We start from the raw sequence: 18,692 nt of genomic DNA, 5'->3' as shown, positions 1-18,692 counted from the left end.
GTTCATTTCCTTTCTTTTTCCTCTCATCTACAGATTTTGATTAAACTTGCTGAATACAGGTTTTTAATGAGGTATTTTGCTCAATTTCATTAAAAATCATTCTCCTTATAATCATATCTTACATAATATATTGTACAACTTTCGTTTCAGAAAGGAGTGTTCAAAATCGATAACATAAGTAGCGAATTTTTAAAACAATATTACGATAGTCGAGTCTGGTTATATGATACACATTGGCTCGGGGTCCCCATTCTCAAACTTCCCTCTGATCTTTTTTTGTATCAAGAAATTATTTACGAATTAAAACCCGATTTAATTATTGAATGTGGCACTTGTTATGGTGGTAGCGCATTGTATTTGGCTTCTGTATTAGATTTAATTGGAAAAGGACACGTTCTGACTATCGATGTATTTCCACAACCAAATCGTCCATCCCATGATCGCATTACGTATTTAACAGCTTCTTCTGTTTCAGTAACCGCTGTGCAAACAATTTTAAGTATGCGTAAACCTGATGATGTGATTTTAGTTATTTTAGATTCAGATCATAGTAAAGATCATGTAGCAAAAGAATTATTGCTTTATAAATCTATCGTTTCTAATGGCAGTTATATTATTGTAGAGGATACATCTATTAATGGAAATCCTGTTTCTCCCGATTGGGGGCCTGGCCCAATGGAAGCTGTTGAAGAGTTTTTAGCTACAAATAACAATTTCATAATCGATGAATCTAAACATAAGTTTTTCATATCATTTAACCCAAAAGGTTTTTTAAAGAGAATAAAGTGAAATGTTAATAAGTGGGGTTTTGTAACTCCCCACTTATTCTATGATCTTCATTTTTGAAAATGGATAATAAACAAATTCCACTTTTCCTATTATATTATCTTCCTCAATATAACCTAAACCGTTTCGACTATCTCTACTAAGTTCACGATTATCTCCCATGACAAATAACTTATTTGGCGGGATTTTTGTTTTTTGAAAGTTATAAAACACTTGCGTATTATTGAATAAATCTTTATTTGTATACGGTTCTTCTTGCTTTTTATCATTCACATATACTGATCCATTCGTTATGTTAATTACGTCACCAGGAAGTCCAATTACTCGTTTTACATAATATTTCGATTCATCATCTTCCTTTATAATGACAATTTCTCCGTGCTCTAAATTAGAAAAATGCACTGCTGCTTTATTTACAAATACGTAGTCTTCTTCATATAAAGTCGGTTGCATCGATTTCCCTTCTACTTTACATAAAGTAAAAGAATGATAGGCTACTACCAAAACAAACACGAAGAGTATGTATTTCCCCCAACCTTTCTTAATCTCCTGTTTCATATCCATTCCCACCTTATTCAAACACTTTTTAAATCAAAAAATATATCACTGCACCATATGTCTCAATGCAGTGATATTATTTTTACTGGTTCTTGTTCGGCTGCTCTACTGGGACTGGATTTCCACCCGATCTTTTCGTTTTCAATTCAAAATACGCATCCAAAATCTCTTTACCAATCGCGGAATTAATTCCTGATTTGTCATCATTTACCCATGGTACAACAACTGAAAAAGCTACTTCTGGATCAGCATCATATGGTGCATAACCGGCAAGAGTTAAATTATAACATTTTTTTCGGTTATTGTTTTCATCTCTTCCAATATCACTTTCTCCACCATATACAGTTTCAGCTGTCCCTGTTTTTCCAGCTGGTTTATATGGTAATCCTTTAAACGTTCCAGCACCTGTTCCGTCAGTTTCCTGGAACACTCTTCTAAACCCTTCTTTTACATGATTAATGTATGAAGTGTTCATATCTACTCGATTTAAAATAACTGGTTCAATAGATCGAATAACTTTTCCAACATCCTCTGGTCTATGTGGTTGCTCTCTCACTTCTTGTACAATTTGCGGTTTCATTCGGTAACCGCCATTTGCAATCGTTGAAATATATTGAGCAAGTTGAAGAGGTGTATATGTATCGTACTGTCCAATCGCATAATCAAGTAAAAAACCAGGTATGTTATCAGTTCTACCCATTTGACCAATCGATTCATTCGGCAAATCAATACCAGTCGGTACACCTAAACCAAATTGTCTAAAATAGTAGCGCATTTTATTAAATGTCTCTTTTTTAATGTCTAACGGATTGTTTGGCACATAATTTATACCCGCCATTTTTAAAGCTGTATTAAACATATAAACGTTTGATGAAACTTGTAAAGCTCTTAAATCATCAATATCACCAAAATCTTTCCACGATTTCTTCGGCTTAGTACTTCCTTTAAAATACATTGGTGCATCAAAGAAATGCGTATACGGCTTAATTGTTTCAGTTTGATATCCGGCTAATAAAGTAGCCCCTTTTACAGTTGATCCTAATTCATAAGAACTTGTCATCGTTCCTAAAGCATAATCTTCTATTTGCATGCCGCCATCTTTTTTTACAATTTTCTTTCCTGCCATCGATAAAATTTGACCGTTTTTCGGGTTCATCATTACAACGAACGCACGATCCATCATCGGCTCTGCAGAATGGAATGCTCGTAAGTTCTTTTCAAGGCTTTCCTCTACTTTTTTCTGTAAATCCATATCTACTGTTAACATTAAATTATTTCCACTTTTTCCTTCAGTCACTTTTTCAGTTCGAATAATATTCCCTGTTTTATCTGTAATATTTCTAGTCTGTTCTTTCGTTCCATGTAGTGCATCTTCGTATTGTTTTTCAATATAACTCTTACCAATACGATCATTTCTGTTATAATCACGTACTAAGTAATAATCCAATTGTTCTCTTGGCAACCCTTCATTTTCAGTAGAAACACTCCCAAGGATAGAACGAAGTATTTTATCATTTGGATATTCACGTTCCCAATCCACTGTCGTATCTACTCCTGGCAAGCTTGCCAATCTTTCACTAACAATCGCATATTCATTTTGACTTACATCTTTTTTAACGATTTGCGGCGTCATTTTATATCCTGCATTCATTCTACTTTTAATTGCTAGTACTTCTAGATCCTCTTTTGAAAGTTCGCTTAATTCCTCTTGTGTAATTCTTTCCCTACGTAACTCTTCTACTTTTTTATCTAATTCTTTCCCTTCTATCTCTTGCTTCCTAAATGTATTCTCATCTTCTTTCGTTACTTTTGCTGCTGCCTGTTTTTCATTTAACTGCATCCAAAAATCTTTCTTATCTGTTTCTGTCAACCTATCTATATCTTCTGGCGACATTTCAATTAGCTGGGCTAAATTTCTTGCTACTTGTAAAACTTCTTTCGAATCTACTCCTTTCATTTTCGTATATGTAACGGTTCGTAGCGGTTTATTATTTACAATCACATGACCTTGTCGATCAAACATTTTCCCTCTAGGTACAGGTGTGCTTACCGTTACATCTTCTTTTTTGTTCACTTCATTTCTATACGTTTCTCCATCAATGATTTGTACTTTACCTAATTGAATTATAATAGCTGAAAATAAAAGAAAAACGATAAAAAATAGTACATTTAATCGAAATGGAATATGAGTCTTTTTCTTTTTCGATTGTTTCTTCTGCTCCTTTTTCTGTCTCATTTCGCTCCCTCGCTTCATTCTATTAACATTTCTACACAGAATCATTATGTAACAAATTTATTTATATGATATATATAGAATTTTATATTAATTACAAAAGAATTAAAAGATTTAATTTTCAGTTTTTTGATTTTATATCCTATTTATTACCATCCCCTTATTAAGGAATAACATGAATGTTATTCTAAAAGAAAAATTTTATATAATTATTTTTTCATACCATTTATTTACATTTATTTGTATACTAATAATAAAAAACATTATTAAGGAGAACATGAAATGACAGATTCATTTACAATACATACTAATGCGTCTCATTGTTTAAACTTTATGATTTATATTCAAAATATGTATCTCAACCAAAAAGAGAAAAAAGGAAATTTACGTTTTCCTTACATAGCAAAAACATTACATTTCTCCACTGACTTTAAAACAAATTTCAAAGAATTATGGCTGACTTTTCGTAAGCAAACTACTAACGACAGATATGATTTGCAGATTTTTCACGAGAAGAATCATATATTTTACGAGAAGCTTTTTGACGCTCATTTATGTGATGAGGAATCATTTAAAGAATTAATATGTAGTTTTAAAGTATGGTGGACCAGCATAGTAGGTCAGCATTCATTAGAATGTTCCGTAAGTGGGTATAGTACGCAACTTTATAATGACTTAGTTTTATACCTAAAACAACTCCAAATAAAACCTTCACAACAGCTACATATTAGCTTACTTTATGACGATTGTGTGTTCGCTAAAGAAAACATTTCTTCCTATTATGCTATTTTGCCGACTAAAACCTTTTTTATAGGTTATAAAAATGTGGTTACTACATTATCAACATGTTTTCACGTGGTTTAAAACAGCGATTACTCAAATAAAAAACTGAGGTGGATACCTCAGTTTTTTCGATAACTTATTTCATTGAAGAAAACCCTTCAACAAATTCACCAATCTTATTTTGAAAAACAAAATCAAAGTTATATTCCTGTCCTGTTAACTCTTCATTTACTAAAATGGTTATTGCTCCTATTTCTCTCTTTGAGATTTCCGGGAATGAAGCGACAGGCTGTACTTTTAATGACGTTCCCATAACGATAAGCACATCTGTTTCATATAAACGTTTTATCGCGTTTTGATATTGCGGCAATGTATCTCCGTATAAAACAACATCAGGATTTAAAATGAAATTACATTTCTGACAGCGAGGCACTTCATGATCAATCATATACTGCAAGTCATATCCCGCTTTACATTTTGGACAATGCGCTGTTTGCAGTGTTCCATGTAGATCAATAACATGTTTACTACCACCTAATTGATGTAAACCATCAATATTTTGCGTTAAAATTGTAATATCTTTCCCTTGCTCTTCTAATTCAGCTAAAAAGCGATGCCCACGATTTGGTTTATATTGATGAAACGTATTAATTTGAAATATTTCTTTATAATGCTTCCAAAACTCTTTCGGACTTCTGTTATAATACCCTCTTGATAAGTACATCTCCACATTCGCATCAGCATACAATCCATTTGCTGAACGAAAATCTGGAATACCACTTTCCGTACTTGCACCAGCGCCTGTTAATACTGTAATTTTCTTCGCTTTTTCTAAAATTGAACGTACTACTTCAAATTGTTGCACAACAATCACCTCTATGTATTTTCCTATTTTTATTATACCAGTTGTTTACAGGAGGTGTTGTATGATTCGTTTTGTTTAATGCGTCGCACCCCCAACCTCTACAATATCCACCTCAACTGTCGTCGTTACTTCAACTGCCAATTCTATCCCTTTACTAATAGTAGTAAGTGACATACTCGGTTGGCCTGGATAGTTACTCGCTTGTTCTGGTAAAAATGGAATATGGACAAATCCACCTTTTATTTTCTTACCACGGTTCTCTATTTCATGCATAAGACCATAGAATAAGTGATTACAAACGAATGTACCTGCTGATTGTGAAACGGACGCTGGTATGCCTTCTTCTTGAAGTTTTTTAACGATTGCTTTCATCGGAAGTGTAGACCAATAAGCAGCTGGTCCTTCTTCTACGACTGGTACATCTACCGGCTGGTTCCCTTCATTGTCAGCAATTCTTGCATCATCAATATTAATTGCGACACGCTCTATCGTAATATCTGGTCTACCCCCTGCTTGTCCAATACATATAATAAATTCCGGTGCTAATTCTTCTATATACTCTTTTAATCCGCTGATTGATTTATGAAATACGGTTGGGACTTGTTTACTAATAATCTTGTACTCTCCGATTGTTTTTTCATGCAAACTTTTTGCGACTTCCCAAGCTGGGTTGATACTTTCTCCGCCGAACGGATCGAACCCTGTTAATAATACTGTTTTCATAGTTTTATCCTCCTAATTAGAAACGATATACAAGGCCATACATAATAAACATATTTATGATAAAGATTGAAAGAGCAATTGGTACTTGCGCTTTAATAACTGCATTTTTATCTTTTAGCTCTAAAAGCATTGCCGGAACGATATTAAAGTTTGCTGCCATTGGTGTAAGCAGCGTTCCGCAATATCCAGCAAACATCCCGAGTGCTGCCATAATTGCTGGGTTCCCCCCGTGCATTTGAACAATTAAAGGTAAGCCAATTCCGCCAGTAATAACGGCAAACGCCGCGAAAGCATTTCCCATTACGACTGTAAAGAGCATCATTCCTAAACAATACGCCATAACAGCAACAAACGGATACTCTGTCGGTAACACTTTGCCGACTAAATCAGAAACGACTTGGCCAACGCCAGATTTTGCGAAAATACCGCCAAGTGCTGCTAACATTTGTGGTAGAATAACAGCCCAGCCGACAGCTTGTAATAGTCTACTTCCTTCTTGCACAGGCGTTGTTATTTTTGATTTTGTAATACGCATCGCCGCAACGAATGCAAGTAATGCTCCTAGTGCTAAAGCTACTAGCGTTACTTTATCCGGATCAACAAGGGAGACATTCCCCCATTTGATTTTCCCTAACGTTAACGTACCGATAATTGTAAAAATAGGAATTAATAGTGCAGGCATAAAAATTTTATTTTTTAATTTCTCAGCATGTGTTACACGTTCTTGTACTGGAACTTCTTTCTCCTGAGACTTTGTTACTTTATTTAGTGAAGCTAAAATAACCATTGCGAGCACAATACAGCCAACGTAAAACGAAGGGATTACATTTCCGAATAAAAATGTAACTGCAAATAACGCCCAAAATAAGCTAGAACCAAATCGATTTGGATGTTCACGATCAAACGCAATACGAACAGCGATAAAGGCAACGATTATACCTAATACGTAATAGATTGTATCCATTGTGATGATGTTCATTTTATATTGCCTCCTTCTCTTCTTTTTCTTTTGATTTCATCGTTTTCGCTATATATTTATCAAATCTTCTAAATCTGATCCAGCTTACAATAAGTGCAGATATTGCAGTTGGAATACCCCAAAGTGCCATATCCCATACACCGACATGCATACCTACTGAATCGAAGAACCCTTTCATTAATAGAATCGCACCAGTCGCGATAAATATATCCTCTCCGAAAAACCAAGCTGTATTTTCCGCAGCTGCTGCATTTGCTTTAATCTTCTCTCTTAATTTTTCAGGTAGTTTACCGTATTTACCTTGTGCCGCTCCTTCTGCCATCGGTGCAACAAGCGGTCTTACTGTTTGCGCATGACCACCAATATTAAGCCCTAGTGCTGCTGATGATTCTCTTATCGTAAAATATGACATTAATACTCTTCCAGTTGTTGCACCTTTTGATTTCGTTATAAGTGCTTCTGCTCTTTCTTTTAAACCGTAACGCTCTAAAATTCCGATTACCGGTAAAGTTAATATAATTGGCATAGACATATATCTATTTTCTATGAAAAATTTACCGAACATGCTGATCACATCATAAAAACTTAATCCTGAAACCATACCAGTAACAATACCTGCAACCATAACGACTAACAGTGTATTTAATCTAAATAAAAAGCCAACTGCAACAAGTAGTATCCCGATTAATTTAATCATTCCAGCACTTCCCCCTATTTTTTATTTTGGTGCACAAATAGAAATACCATTAAGTACGAATGTTCTGTATATTTTTCCCGCAAATTGAACTGCTTTTTCCCCATCACCATGTAAACAAATCGTTTTCGCCTGAACCGCTACTTTCTCGCCATTCACCGAATTTACATATCCTTCTTTCACCATTTGAAGCACTTGTTTTATCGCTTCGTCTTCATCTTTTATTAGCGCATTTTCTTCTGTACGGCTTGTCAGCGTTCCATCTTGCTTATACGTACGATCTGCAAAGGCTTCTTGTACGAGAGTTACATTGTACTTTTCTGCAGCCAGTATAAACGCCTCGCTATTTGCTAATCCGTAAAGTAATAGACTTGGATTCACATGAGAAATTGCCTTTGCAATTGCATCTGCAATTTCCGGATCAGTCGCCGCCATATTATATAAGGCACCGTGTGGCTTTACATGCTGCATTTTCCCGCCTGCCGCTTTCACAAAAGCGTCTAATGCGCCAATTTGATATAAAACATAGTCGTATACTTCACTTGCTGAAACATTCATGTTCCTTCTACCAAATCCAATTAAATCTGGAAACCCAGGGTGTGCGCCTATTGCTACATTGTGCTGCAGTGCCTTTTCGACCGTTTTCCTCATTACGGCCGGATCACCCGCATGAAAACCACAAGCAACATTTATTGAGGATACGAATGGAAGAATTTCATCATCATTCCCCATTTTATAAGCGCCAAAACTTTCTCCTAAATCACAATTTAAATCGATTGTCGTCACGATATTCCCTCCTAATGTCAGCTTTGTAAAGTGATGAATTTCTTTAATAGATTCATATTTACTTCTTGTTCTATGTACAATTGTTCCGCTTCTTCAAGCGTAATTTTCTCAAATGAAACATAGTCCCCCGGTTTTAGTTGAGCAAGAAGAGGTAAATCTACTGAAATGATATTCCCCATTCTCGGATAGCCACCTGTCGTTTGTCTATCTGCCATTAATATAATCGGCTGTCCGCTATTTGGAATTTGGATGGTTCCATATGTAACTGGACTCGATAAAATCTCTTTTTCAACAGCTCTATTTAAAATTTCCCCTTCAACCCTATAGCCCATACGGTCAGCATAATTAGATACTTTATACTCTTTCGTAAAAAATGCCTTTCTACTTTCTTCTGTAAACTGATCATATTCAAAATCAACTATGACACGAAGCTTAGGATTCTTCTTATGTCTTGGTCGTACGCTGCCGCTAATTGCCCATTTCGTTTTTATGCGCTCCCCCTTTTGTAAGTCTTGGATGAAACGATGAGCCATTTCTGATCGTTCACCAAGTTGAAAATAGTCTCCTTTTTTTAGCATCCTTCCTTCAATACCACCAATCGCAGCACGTATGTAAGTACTTTTGCTTCCCATCGTACGGGCAATATGTATACCACCTGCAAAAGTCACATACGCTCTGCAACCAGTTTTCACTTTTCCAAAGCAAAGCATACTACCTTCTTCCGCTAAAATAGGACGCCATAACGGGATACGTTCTCCATTCAATAACGGTTCCATATCCGCACCGCCAATCGCAAGTAACGTCGTTTTCTTTATTAACAATTTAGGCCCCATGATCGTCATTTCAAGTCCCGCTTCATTCTCTTCATTACCAACCAACATATTGATCATCCGAAGTGCACTTTGATCCATGGTCCCGCCAACAGGTACGCCGTATTGTTGATAATGAGATCGTCCTAAATCTTGGACTGTTGTAAACATTCCTGCATGCAAAACCTCTACATCCATTCTTTAGCCCCCTCAAGTGATACGTACTCTTCCTTCGTTATTGGGATAAATCGTAAATACATACCGCTTTGAATAAAGGTTGGTGTTTCTTCTTCCGGATTAAATAAGGAGATTGGTGTTCGACCAATAATATTCCATCCACCCGGTGTTTCAAGTGGATAAATACCTGTTTGATTTCCGCCGATTCCTACCGAACCAGGTGAGATTTGTAACCGCGGTATTTCTTTTCTAGGTGTTTCTAATTCTTTTGATAGTCCTCCTAAATACGGAAACCCTGGTGTAAAACCTAGCATATACACAAAATATGTTGTTTCACTATGTATTCGAATGACATCTTCTACTTGCAAACCGTGATAATGTGCGACTTCTTCTAAATCAGGTCCATATTCTCCTCCGTAACAAACTGGTATAGAAATATGTTTCACATCTCGTTTCAGCTCTTCCTTATACGTATCAAACATTCCAGTTATGTATTGGCATACGTAATCATACGGTCTTATCTTTCTACCATTTTCCTTCCATACTTCATACAAATTGTAGTAAACGGCTAATGAAGTAAACGACGGAACGCATTCAATCATTCCTGTAAACGGATGTTGCTGCAACGCTTGAAATAGTCGTTGTACTTTTTCGTATACATCCATCCCAATCTCTTCACCAAATGTAATAATAATTGCTTGATCCCCTAACGCAGAAAATTTCATCCCACTCCCTCTTTCTATGCCAAAAAGCCGAGTTCTTTCGAAATGCGCTTTGCTGTCTCTTTCACCCTCGCGATAAAATATGAAATATTACTTTCGCTGTATTCAATTGCTAATCCCGAAATACTAATACCTGCTACAACCGTTCCATCGCTTGCGAAAATGGGCGCTGCTATAGCCGCTGTATGATTTTCTAACTCAGAGTAGCTAATTGTATGTCCTTCCTTTTTCGCCATTTGTAACACTTCTAGCAATTGTTTCTTATCAACGATTGTTCCATCTGCAAACTGTTTTAAATCCGTTTCCTCTACGTACTTCTGTTTCTCTTCCTCTGAGAAATACGATAATAAAATCCTCGGACATGCACCGGCATAAAGTGGAGCTCGTCTTCCAACCGCCGTATACACACGTACAGGCTGAGCGCCTTCCATCTTTTCCACATAAATTGCGTCATTGCCATCTTGGATAATTAAATTAACTGCCTGCCCTAAGCTATCTCTAAGCTCTTTCATATATGGAATCGCAATATTTCTTACTGATAATCTTTGTGAGACAAGTTGACCGAACCGTAAAAAAACGACTCCTAGACGATATTTCCCCTTTTCATTTTTTTGTAAAAACTCCATTTCTTCTAACGAGCCAATTAAACGATAAACAGATGTTTTCGGCATACTTGTAAGCTGAACCATCTCTGTTAAACTGAGCTCTTCATGCTCATAAAACAACTCTAAAATATCCATTGTCTTAACTGCCGTTTTATTTATACTCATTTTATCTCCCTCTTGTTCCGAATTACGGAACTTAAATTCCGTTTTTCGAAACAAACATATAATTTAAAATTATAAAATATTCTTTCAATTCTATCAATATATTTTTCAACTACTTAACCTTTATATTTTGTCAGTAATTTAAATTAGGCGTAAATCATTACATACATTTGTAAATTTTCACATTAAACTATTACATTTCAATATTTTTCAATTATTATATACATAATACGAAATATAAGGAGTGTTTCTTTTGAAAAAGTTGCTAGTGATTCCTGCTATTATGCTATCTTTTTGTATAGGTTATAATGTGACATTTGCTACAAACGAAGATACGAAGCTAGACTCTCAAATTGAACAACGTGCCATAACTAACGAAGACGTTGCATTTTTCGGATCAACCACTTATAATTTCAACTATTTTAATGGAGATAACTTAAGCGTTCTTGTACAAAATACTGGTGATTCTCCTTTTAGTTATACTTTATATAACGCTAAAGGCGCTTGGATGATTGACGGAACTTTAAAACCAGGGGAACAAGCGATAAGTGAATTTAGTATAAATTGGGGTGATTGGCTTCCTGACGGTGAATATAAAATTATTTTTAGAAATAGAGACGGTTCACTTTCCAAAGTACATGTTGCTACAAAACTATTTGAATAAAAGTTACAATAAAAAAGTACGGAAGTTTAGATTTGAAATAAAATTTGATCACCTTTCATTAATAACGCTGATATAAAAGAAAATATAAAGAGCATGTATTGATCAATACATGCTCTTCTCATAGTTATTCAAAGTATTCTTTTTTTACATGATTGATTGTTTCTTCGTAGAACTAGCAAATCTATTAGTTACATATTACTTATTTTTCAAAATCGTTCTTTTAGCTTTTTTAATAATTCTACTAGTTGATTGTATGTCAGTATCCTTAGCCCATTCTTCACACAGGTTCATTACCCAATCCGGTTTCGTTTTACTTGCATCATTTAACCAGTTTCCAACCGAATCTTGTACATATTTTGATGGATCTGATTTAAGTAAATTAAGAATGGGAAGTGCTTTTTCAGGTTCTTGTTTTAATATTTCAATATGTTTACTCCATACACCTCGAGGACGAATAGACTCTACAGAGAACCTGCGAATATTCTCATCTTCACTTTTTGCCCATTCTACTAACAATTCCACACTTTCTTCTATATTTTGTGAAAGATCTTCTCTAATAGACATCCAAGCAATTTCCCGAACACCAAAATGATGATCCGCCGCAAAAGGTTGAATATACGTTAATATATCTTTTAATGTGTTATTTGATTTTTTATTCATAACCGCTGCCCAACATCGTACACTATCTGAAATATGCTTAGATAATTTTAACAGTACGTCTTCCTTGTTTCCTTCATTCTCTTTGAGTATAATTTCATCCAATAAAGTTCCTGTTATTCGTATGACTTTCATTCCTGTTTCAACGTTCTGTTTTTCTAATTCAGCTACTATACATTCCAAACTATTCTTGAGTCCTATTGAAGGTAAGACATTTTTAAGTAATTCAATATGATTTATAGCTAACCATTCTGTTAGATTAGCACTTTCTATTTTCCCTTGCTGTAGTAATTGTAAGACCTCATTAGGAATTTCGTTTACTTTCCTGGCTCCTTTCCTGTTTAAGATAACTTCTGATTCTTTCGTTATCATTTAAAATCCCTCCTTGCAATACTATCTTCAAATAAACAGAGGCCATTTTGAAAAATAATAATCAAAATGACCTCTGTCTGTCTTTCTTAAATGAACATTCAGTTTCACAAAAAATGTGATTTAAATCCACCGGAAGAATATTTCTCCCATACTTTTTCTTTATAACGCTCTTACTTGTTTCAACGGCCAGAAAACAGCTTGTCCTTTTCCGACAATTTCATCTTCTGAAATAAATCCAAACATACGACCGTCTTTAGAAACTTCACGATTATCCCCTAAAACAAACACTTGACCTTCTGGCACTTTCGTTTTTCCTGTGATTTGTTCTAACGTAAAGTCTGGAGTTAATACACGGCCTGCTGCTTTTTCTTTAAACTCTTTTAAATATGGTTCTTCCATCGCTTTGCCGTTTACATATAAAACATCATTTTTATACTCAACAGTATCGCCTGGTAAACCAATTACTCGTTTTACTAAATCATATCCTTCTTTTCCGTGGAAAACGATAATATCAAAGCGATCTAATCCACTTATACTATAACCAATCTTATTCACGAGAACTCGTTCGTTATTTTCTAAAGTGGGCATCATCGATTCGCCTTGTACTAATGAAGGTGTAAATAAAACACCGCGAATAATTGCGATTAATACAAGGGTAAATCCTATCGTTTTAGCCCATGAGAATAATTCTTTCTTCGTATTTTCCTTCATCGTTTCTCCTCTTTCTTAATTGTTTATTGTATGATTTGAACTAATTCTTGTACGAAATTAAGATCAATTTCAGCAAAACATGATTTGCCTTCTCTTACCGCTGTACCGACATGAGCTTGCGAAATTCCAGTTTCATCTAGCAATCGCTTTATATTTTCTTTCGTCACGCCAGCTCCAGCTACAAGCTGAATTTGACCATCGCTTACCTTTTGCATTTCTGTAAGCACCGGAATATTATCAACTATATTTCCTTGTCCACCTGAAGTTAAAACGTGAGTCACTTTATGAAACTTCTTTAAAGTTCCCATCGCTTCTACTGGATTTTCTATATCATCTATTGCACGGTGGTACGTTACATTTATTCCATCTACAACAGACAATAAATCCGCTAATTTCTCTTCATCCACTTCATTTCGTTCGTTTAATACGCCTAATACAACACCAGCTGCACCTAACTTCTGCGCAATGATAATATCTTCCTTCATCATTTCAATTTCTTCTTCCGTATATGTAAAAGACTTCGCATGCGGACGAATCATAACGTGAATCGGTATATGTACTGCTTCTACCGCTTTTTTAATAAATGCATAACTCGGCGTTAAACCGCCTTCTGTATAAGATGTAATTAATTCAATTCGCTTCCCGCCAGCTCGTTCAATTCGTTTCACATCTTCTAAACATGTTGCAATAACCTCTAGCATGAGATGACCTCTTTTCGTGCTTTTTTCTTATTATACAGTAGGTGAAATAAGAAGCATAGCATTCTCCTATAAAACGATAAAAAGAAGAATGAAAAGAAAGATTTTTTCAATTGATAACGTGTATTGGTAGTGTTATATTTCTCATATTCTACAAAAAAGGAGTAAACCCCTAGAACGTCTGACTAGGTGTCACTCCTTTTTATTTTACAAAAATACTAGTTTTCCCTATACATTTAGTTATTTTTCTTTGTTACTTCATTATAATAATGGCTAAATGCTTCTACTAATGCATCAACGGAAGCATATAATTCTTCTGGTGTATTATCTACCCCTCCCATTTCAATAAGTAATGCATTTGGAGAAAGATCTTGATTATATACTCCGTTACCACTTTTACGATCTTTAATAAAAATTCCTCGGCTTAAACCGTAATACTTCTCATCTAAATATGAATTTATTGCCGTTACTATTTTTTTATTTTTTTCAAAGTTAGGGTTTTCTCGTCCTAAAATAAAATAAAGCCGAGCATAAGCCTTTCCATTAATCGTTTTCTTCGTAATATTTTTTCGTGCATCATCCCTATGAAGATCAATTGGAAACATAATATTTTTATCTTGTGCTAATTTATCTTGTAATATTTGACGGGATCCTTTGTAGGATTGGGCCCAGTTTAAATTTTTATTTCGCAGAAAATCCCTCATATTTGTCATATCATGTGAAACGCCTATTCCTTTTTCTTCTAACTTTTGTTTTAAATAATTTCCAACAAACGTAATATTCACTTCATTATTTGTACTAGAGGCATCATCAGGTATAGTAGCACCTGGAATGAGAGGAATAAACGACTCCCAACTATGTGTATGATAAATAAAAACTTTATTTTCACCGTTATTTTGTGTATTTGAATTGTTTTCTTTCTCACTCTTTGGGTGCTCAATAGCAGATCCTTTATCTTTAATATTCTCTAAAGGAATACTAGATTCTTCAGGAATGTTCGTATAATCTGTTCCTTCCCCTGCAATTAATATTTCCGAATAAAATTGATTCATATTTGGAAGTTCTCGAGTTAATAAGCTTCGGAGGTCATTTACATTAATATTTGTAGAAAGTGAAAGTAAAAAAGATTCCAAAGACGCTCGTCCTTTTTCTTTATGAAATTCTTCTGCAAAATAACGATTTTCACTACCTATCATATACATAAGGCCTTTAGTAGAATTCGTTCCTAATAATTGATTAATATAATAAGATTTAAATACGTTTGAATTACTAGAAATGAAGAATGAAGTGAGAATACATATAATCGTGAATAAAATACATATCATTACATACTTTATATTAAATACTTTCAGTTTCACTTTATTCATTTTATATCTCCCTTCATTTACTATATTCTTACGCATAATTTTCAATGAATATGATTACTAATTTAATAGCATCGTCTCAACTACTATTTTTGCAGTTAATCTCTTTCCGTAAAGCAAATGAGGTTAAAGTTGCCATATGCAAATATCATCAAAGGTTTTAAAACAAATTAAATAACCTGAGTCTATATAAATATAGAACTCAGGTTATTTAATACTGTTTACTCGATAGGAGGCACTGCATTTTGATGGATTTTTTTATTTTCCATGTCAATGCCTAATTGATCCTTCAATAACTTCATACCTTTTCTTGTAAGATGGACAGCCCGATTCTTATCCGTTTTTGTAATCCATTCCTGTTCAAAAAATAGTTTTGCTATTGCAGATCCTAACCAACCAGAAATATGGTAGCGTCTTTCACTCCAATCAAGACAAGGTTTTGCAAATACTCTCCTCTTTATATCTGCCTTTTCAATATTTATTCCAAAATTCAGAAACCATTTTCCACCTTGTTCCGTTACAATGTATTCTCCTTTCTCTAAAATGATAAATTCCTTATCTAATAATTTTTCTGTTATCTCTACACCGAGTCTGCCTGCAAGATGATCATAACAAGTTCGAGCATAACGAATTTGTTTTAGTTGATCCGATTGTTTTAAAGACCGAACTTGAACTGTTGGTGCGATTGTTCCTAACTTTTCAAGAACCTCTGCTACCTCGTGATTAGCAAGTCGATAGTAACGATGTCTACCATGTTGTTCAACTTTAAGTAGATTCCCCTCTACTAATTTAGAAAGATGAGAACTAATTGTTGGATGTGACACTCTTGCCATATAAGCCAATTCACTAGCAGGTAGTGCCTGATTATTCATTAAACAATCTAAGATGATTGCTCTTGTAGGTTCAGCAATTAGTTTAGCTATATATGAGATATTCGGATATACATTCATATTTCGATGATACCCTAACTATTAAATTGATACAATTATTTTAAGTTTAATAGTAAAGGAGAATATATTATGAATGCAATTGATCTTAGTATATTAAATTTGAAAGAAACGAGAAGGCGCTCAGAAAAATTATGGAATTCTCTTCCCGATAATTTTCTTAATTGGAAGCCTGATCATGAGGCTATGTCCTTTGGTGAAATGATTCGTCACGTATGGAGCTCAACTTTTTACTATCATATGATTTTAAAAAACAACGGCTCAATAAACGACATACATATCCCGTATGATGACGAGCCAATTACTTGTGTTAAAAAAGAAATTGAATTAGCACAATCATGTTTTGCCGATTTCATAGAATATGTTCAATCAATAAGCATAACAGAGCTAGATTCGAGACTTATTGATCGAAGCGATGTTGGCTATCAACGATATTTAGGCGATATGCTATTACGAATTGCTTATCATGATGCGGTCCATGCAGGTCAATTTTTACAATATTTACGAATGGTAGATTTGGAAAGACCCTTGATTTGGGATTAAATAAGACAAATGTTTACAACGCTTCTATACTGGCATTATAATAATACGCAACCAATTATCTAACTAGTCAAAATCCTTTTCATTAGTTAAAAAAAGAGCAGTTTAGTTGTTGTACAATAATTAATATATGGGGATGATCACGTGAAAAAGCACTCTGAATTAAAAAAGCATTTATGTGAACTAGAGGAAAAACTATTAGAACCTAAAACTCGTACAAATCCAGCTGAACTGGACAAGTTACTTGCAGACAATTTTTTTGAGTTTGGAAGTTCGGGAAACGTTTGGTATAAGAAGGACTCTGTTGGTGGAGACGGACTTAGTGTAAGAGAAATGACCCTTTCTAATTTTGAAATATACCCTTTATCAAAGGATACTGTATTGGCCACATATCTTGTAAGGGATGAAACTAGAATGCAGAATACATTGCGAAGCTCCATTTGGAAACTGATAGATGGAAGATGGCAAATGTTTTTCCATCAAGGAACACTCACAAAATCATAATGATTATTTATATTAAAACGCTGTATTTTAAACTAGTATATCCAGCGAATAAAAAGCACGGGTTTGATTACTAATCAAACCCGTGCTTTCAAAACAACTATAATATCCACAAACAATAAAATGTAAAATGTAAAATTTAAAAACTACGACCGAAACGCCGCATCTGCCAGCATAGATAATGTTGCATCATCCATCGGTGGATTATGCAGTCCTGCTCTGACGTTTAAATAGTAACGATGGAGCGGATTTTTTTCTGATAAACTTTTTGCTCCTACGATGCGCATCGATTTATCCACTATGGATATCGCCGCATTTGTTACAGCATATTTCACGGCTGCTAATTCTTCTTGCAGTGATAGTTTATCTTCTGCCTCATCGTACTTTTTCACAATTTGATATAAAAAGACGCGAGCTTGCATAAGCTCGAGTTCTAATTCTCCGACTAATCTTCTAACATTCGGTAATAAACTAATAGAATGGTTTAAACTATTTGGCTTGTATGATCCCGCAAACTGAACTGCATAATTTCTTGCTGATTGTGCAATTCCTAAATAACATGCTGGTATATGTAGCAACCAGCCAATACCCTTTTGTTTTACTTTCCCGCCCTTTACATCTGTAAAAAAGCGACTTTCTATCACTACATTTTGTAAGACAAGGTCGTGACTAGCAGTCCCTCGCATCGCAACGCTATCCCACGTTTCTTCAATGGATACACCGAGCGTATTTCTTGGAATGACAAACTCACCAACTTCTTCTCGACCTTCAATACTCGCTGAAATAATAAAATAATCAAGTACTGGCGCCATCGTTGTAAAAGTTTTTCTTCCATTTATAATCCACTTCTCGCCTTGTTGAACCGCTATTGTTTCTGGTTTACCGCCACGCGTCGGGCTCCCTGTTTTCGGTTCTGTTGCTGCCCTGTTAAAGAGCGCCCCATTACGAACTTCTTCGCAAAACCATTTGAACATCTCATCATTCCAAGAACGATTTTCCGCCAGCTCTTTCACAATACCAAGATGCCAGCCAATCGATAATGCAGTAGCCCCGCAGCCTTCCGCGATTTTCTCTTGAAATAAAACGAAGTCATATAAAGAAATCGCACGACCACCAATTTCCTTCGGTAAGGTTAATTTCGTATATCCGATATTTTTCAAATCATTTATATTTTCATACGGAAATGATCCTAATTCACTTAGTTGATGCTCCCTTTCCATGAACTTCGGAATCAATTTATTTATTTGTTCAATAATTAAAGATTGTTTTTCTGTTTCAACAAATGAGAGTGCCATACTATAATCTCCTTTATGCTCGATTCATAAACCGTTCATTGTGTCATTATGATTATATGAA

At 34.8% G+C, this 18,692-nt stretch carries 21 protein-coding genes; 5 read left to right on the top strand and 16 right to left on the bottom strand.

The window, feature by feature from the left end; all coding sequences use genetic code 11:
* Nucleotides 1-156 precede the first annotated feature (156 nt).
* Nucleotides 157-789 carry a cephalosporin hydroxylase family protein gene (locus tag DN390_RS08655; RefSeq protein WP_097950276.1) on the top strand — a complete coding sequence of 211 codons (633 nt, stop codon included), beginning with the start codon at nucleotides 157-159 and terminating at the stop codon, nucleotides 787-789.
* A gap of 33 nt (nucleotides 790-822) precedes the next feature.
* On the opposite strand, the gene lepB (DN390_RS08650) is transcribed toward DN390_RS08655, so the two are convergent.
* Nucleotides 823-1,344 (bottom strand): signal peptidase I, encoded by a 522-nt coding sequence (gene lepB / locus DN390_RS08650; RefSeq protein ID WP_097950277.1) that lies wholly within the window; start codon nucleotides 1,342-1,344, stop codon nucleotides 823-825.
* 82 nt (nucleotides 1,345-1,426) lie between these two features.
* Nucleotides 1,427-3,580: a peptidoglycan D,D-transpeptidase FtsI family protein gene (locus tag DN390_RS08645; RefSeq protein WP_097950278.1), complete on the bottom strand. Its 2,154-nt coding sequence runs from the start codon at nucleotides 3,578-3,580 to the stop codon at nucleotides 1,427-1,429.
* Between the two features lie 279 nt (nucleotides 3,581-3,859).
* Between DN390_RS08645 and DN390_RS08640 the strand changes: the two genes are divergently transcribed.
* Nucleotides 3,860-4,441: a hypothetical protein gene (locus DN390_RS08640; protein WP_147807137.1), complete on the top strand. Its 582-nt coding sequence runs from the start codon at nucleotides 3,860-3,862 to the stop codon at nucleotides 4,439-4,441.
* A 55-nt stretch (nucleotides 4,442-4,496) separates the two neighbouring features.
* Here the strand turns inward: DN390_RS08640 and DN390_RS08635 are convergent, their stop codons facing one another.
* The 8 genes from DN390_RS08635 to DN390_RS08600 form a co-directional block, all read right to left on the bottom strand.
* Nucleotides 4,497-5,225, bottom strand: a complete 729-nt coding sequence (locus DN390_RS08635) for an NAD-dependent protein deacylase (RefSeq protein WP_147807136.1) — start codon at nucleotides 5,223-5,225, stop codon at nucleotides 4,497-4,499.
* A gap of 75 nt (nucleotides 5,226-5,300) precedes the next feature.
* Nucleotides 5,301-5,948, bottom strand: a complete 648-nt coding sequence (gene pcp / locus DN390_RS08630; RefSeq protein WP_097950281.1) for a pyroglutamyl-peptidase I — start codon at nucleotides 5,946-5,948, stop codon at nucleotides 5,301-5,303.
* A 16-nt stretch (nucleotides 5,949-5,964) separates the two neighbouring features.
* Nucleotides 5,965-6,927, bottom strand: a complete 963-nt coding sequence (locus tag DN390_RS08625; protein WP_097950282.1) for a DUF979 domain-containing protein — start codon at nucleotides 6,925-6,927, stop codon at nucleotides 5,965-5,967.
* Between the two features lies 1 nt (nucleotide 6,928).
* The gene (locus DN390_RS08620; RefSeq protein ID WP_000593387.1) at nucleotides 6,929-7,624 is read right to left on the bottom strand and encodes a DUF969 domain-containing protein; all 696 of its coding nucleotides are present in this window, start codon (nucleotides 7,622-7,624) and stop codon (nucleotides 6,929-6,931) included.
* 21 nt (nucleotides 7,625-7,645) lie between these two features.
* Entirely contained in the window at nucleotides 7,646-8,407 is a 762-nt protein-coding gene (pxpA, locus tag DN390_RS08615) for a 5-oxoprolinase subunit PxpA (protein ID WP_098558807.1), read from the bottom strand.
* Between the two features lie 17 nt (nucleotides 8,408-8,424).
* Complete coding sequence (locus DN390_RS08610; protein ID WP_147807135.1) at nucleotides 8,425-9,414, bottom strand: 5-oxoprolinase subunit C family protein; 990 nt, start codon at nucleotides 9,412-9,414, stop codon at nucleotides 8,425-8,427.
* Nucleotides 9,405-10,118, bottom strand: coding sequence for a 5-oxoprolinase subunit PxpB (gene pxpB, locus DN390_RS08605; RefSeq protein ID WP_098264695.1), 714 nt, complete (start codon nucleotides 10,116-10,118; stop codon nucleotides 9,405-9,407). The genes DN390_RS08610 and pxpB overlap by 10 nt, the downstream gene beginning before the upstream one ends.
* A 14-nt stretch (nucleotides 10,119-10,132) precedes the next feature.
* Entirely contained in the window at nucleotides 10,133-10,885 is a 753-nt protein-coding gene (locus DN390_RS08600; RefSeq protein ID WP_098264694.1) for an IclR family transcriptional regulator, read from the bottom strand.
* 250 nt (nucleotides 10,886-11,135) lie between these two features.
* On the opposite strand from DN390_RS08600, the gene DN390_RS08595 reads away from it, so the two are divergent.
* A complete protein-coding gene (locus DN390_RS08595) occupies nucleotides 11,136-11,546 on the top strand; it encodes a hypothetical protein (protein WP_098264693.1) in 411 nt (136 codons plus the stop codon).
* Between the two features lie 195 nt (nucleotides 11,547-11,741).
* Here DN390_RS08595 and DN390_RS08590 read toward each other — a convergent pair whose 3' ends face one another.
* The 5 genes from DN390_RS08590 to DN390_RS08570 all read right to left on the bottom strand — a co-directional run bounded on the left by DN390_RS08590 (nucleotide 11,742) and on the right by DN390_RS08570 (nucleotide 16,298).
* On the bottom strand, nucleotides 11,742-12,575 hold the full coding sequence (locus DN390_RS08590) for a DNA alkylation repair protein (RefSeq protein WP_098264692.1): 834 nt from the start codon (nucleotides 12,573-12,575) through the stop codon (nucleotides 11,742-11,744).
* Between the two features lie 159 nt (nucleotides 12,576-12,734).
* Nucleotides 12,735-13,286, bottom strand: a complete 552-nt coding sequence (gene lepB / locus DN390_RS08585) for a signal peptidase I (RefSeq protein ID WP_000662489.1) — start codon at nucleotides 13,284-13,286, stop codon at nucleotides 12,735-12,737.
* A 23-nt stretch (nucleotides 13,287-13,309) separates the two neighbouring features.
* Nucleotides 13,310-13,987: a copper homeostasis protein CutC gene (locus tag DN390_RS08580; protein ID WP_097950287.1), complete on the bottom strand. Its 678-nt coding sequence runs from the start codon at nucleotides 13,985-13,987 to the stop codon at nucleotides 13,310-13,312.
* A gap of 233 nt (nucleotides 13,988-14,220) precedes the next feature.
* Nucleotides 14,221-15,351: a stage II sporulation protein P gene (spoIIP, locus tag DN390_RS08575; RefSeq protein ID WP_060631405.1), complete on the bottom strand. Its 1,131-nt coding sequence runs from the start codon at nucleotides 15,349-15,351 to the stop codon at nucleotides 14,221-14,223.
* Between the two features lie 218 nt (nucleotides 15,352-15,569).
* Nucleotides 15,570-16,298 (bottom strand): ArsR/SmtB family transcription factor, encoded by a 729-nt coding sequence (locus tag DN390_RS08570; RefSeq protein ID WP_098199066.1) that lies wholly within the window; start codon nucleotides 16,296-16,298, stop codon nucleotides 15,570-15,572.
* Between the two features lie 69 nt (nucleotides 16,299-16,367).
* Between DN390_RS08570 and DN390_RS08565 the strand changes: the two genes are divergently transcribed.
* Together DN390_RS08565 and DN390_RS08560 are read left to right on the top strand one after the other, a co-directional pair.
* Nucleotides 16,368-16,838: a DinB family protein gene (locus DN390_RS08565; protein ID WP_097950289.1), complete on the top strand. Its 471-nt coding sequence runs from the start codon at nucleotides 16,368-16,370 to the stop codon at nucleotides 16,836-16,838.
* A 141-nt stretch (nucleotides 16,839-16,979) separates the two neighbouring features.
* Nucleotides 16,980-17,339 carry a nuclear transport factor 2 family protein gene (locus DN390_RS08560; protein WP_097950290.1) on the top strand — a complete coding sequence of 120 codons (360 nt, stop codon included), beginning with the start codon at nucleotides 16,980-16,982 and terminating at the stop codon, nucleotides 17,337-17,339.
* Nucleotides 17,340-17,482: 143 nt separating this feature from the next.
* Here DN390_RS08560 and DN390_RS08555 read toward each other — a convergent pair whose 3' ends face one another.
* The gene (locus DN390_RS08555) at nucleotides 17,483-18,631 is read right to left on the bottom strand and encodes an acyl-CoA dehydrogenase family protein (protein ID WP_097950291.1); all 1,149 of its coding nucleotides are present in this window, start codon (nucleotides 18,629-18,631) and stop codon (nucleotides 17,483-17,485) included.
* Nucleotides 18,632-18,692 lie beyond the last annotated feature (61 nt).

Source organism: Bacillus sp. SH7-1 (assembly GCF_008042405.1).
Classification (GTDB): Bacteria; Bacillota; Bacilli; order Bacillales; family Bacillaceae_G; genus Bacillus_A; species Bacillus_A thuringiensis_N.
Note: the sequence above shows the minus strand (reverse complement) of the source record. Positions and strands in the feature narration are given on the sequence as shown.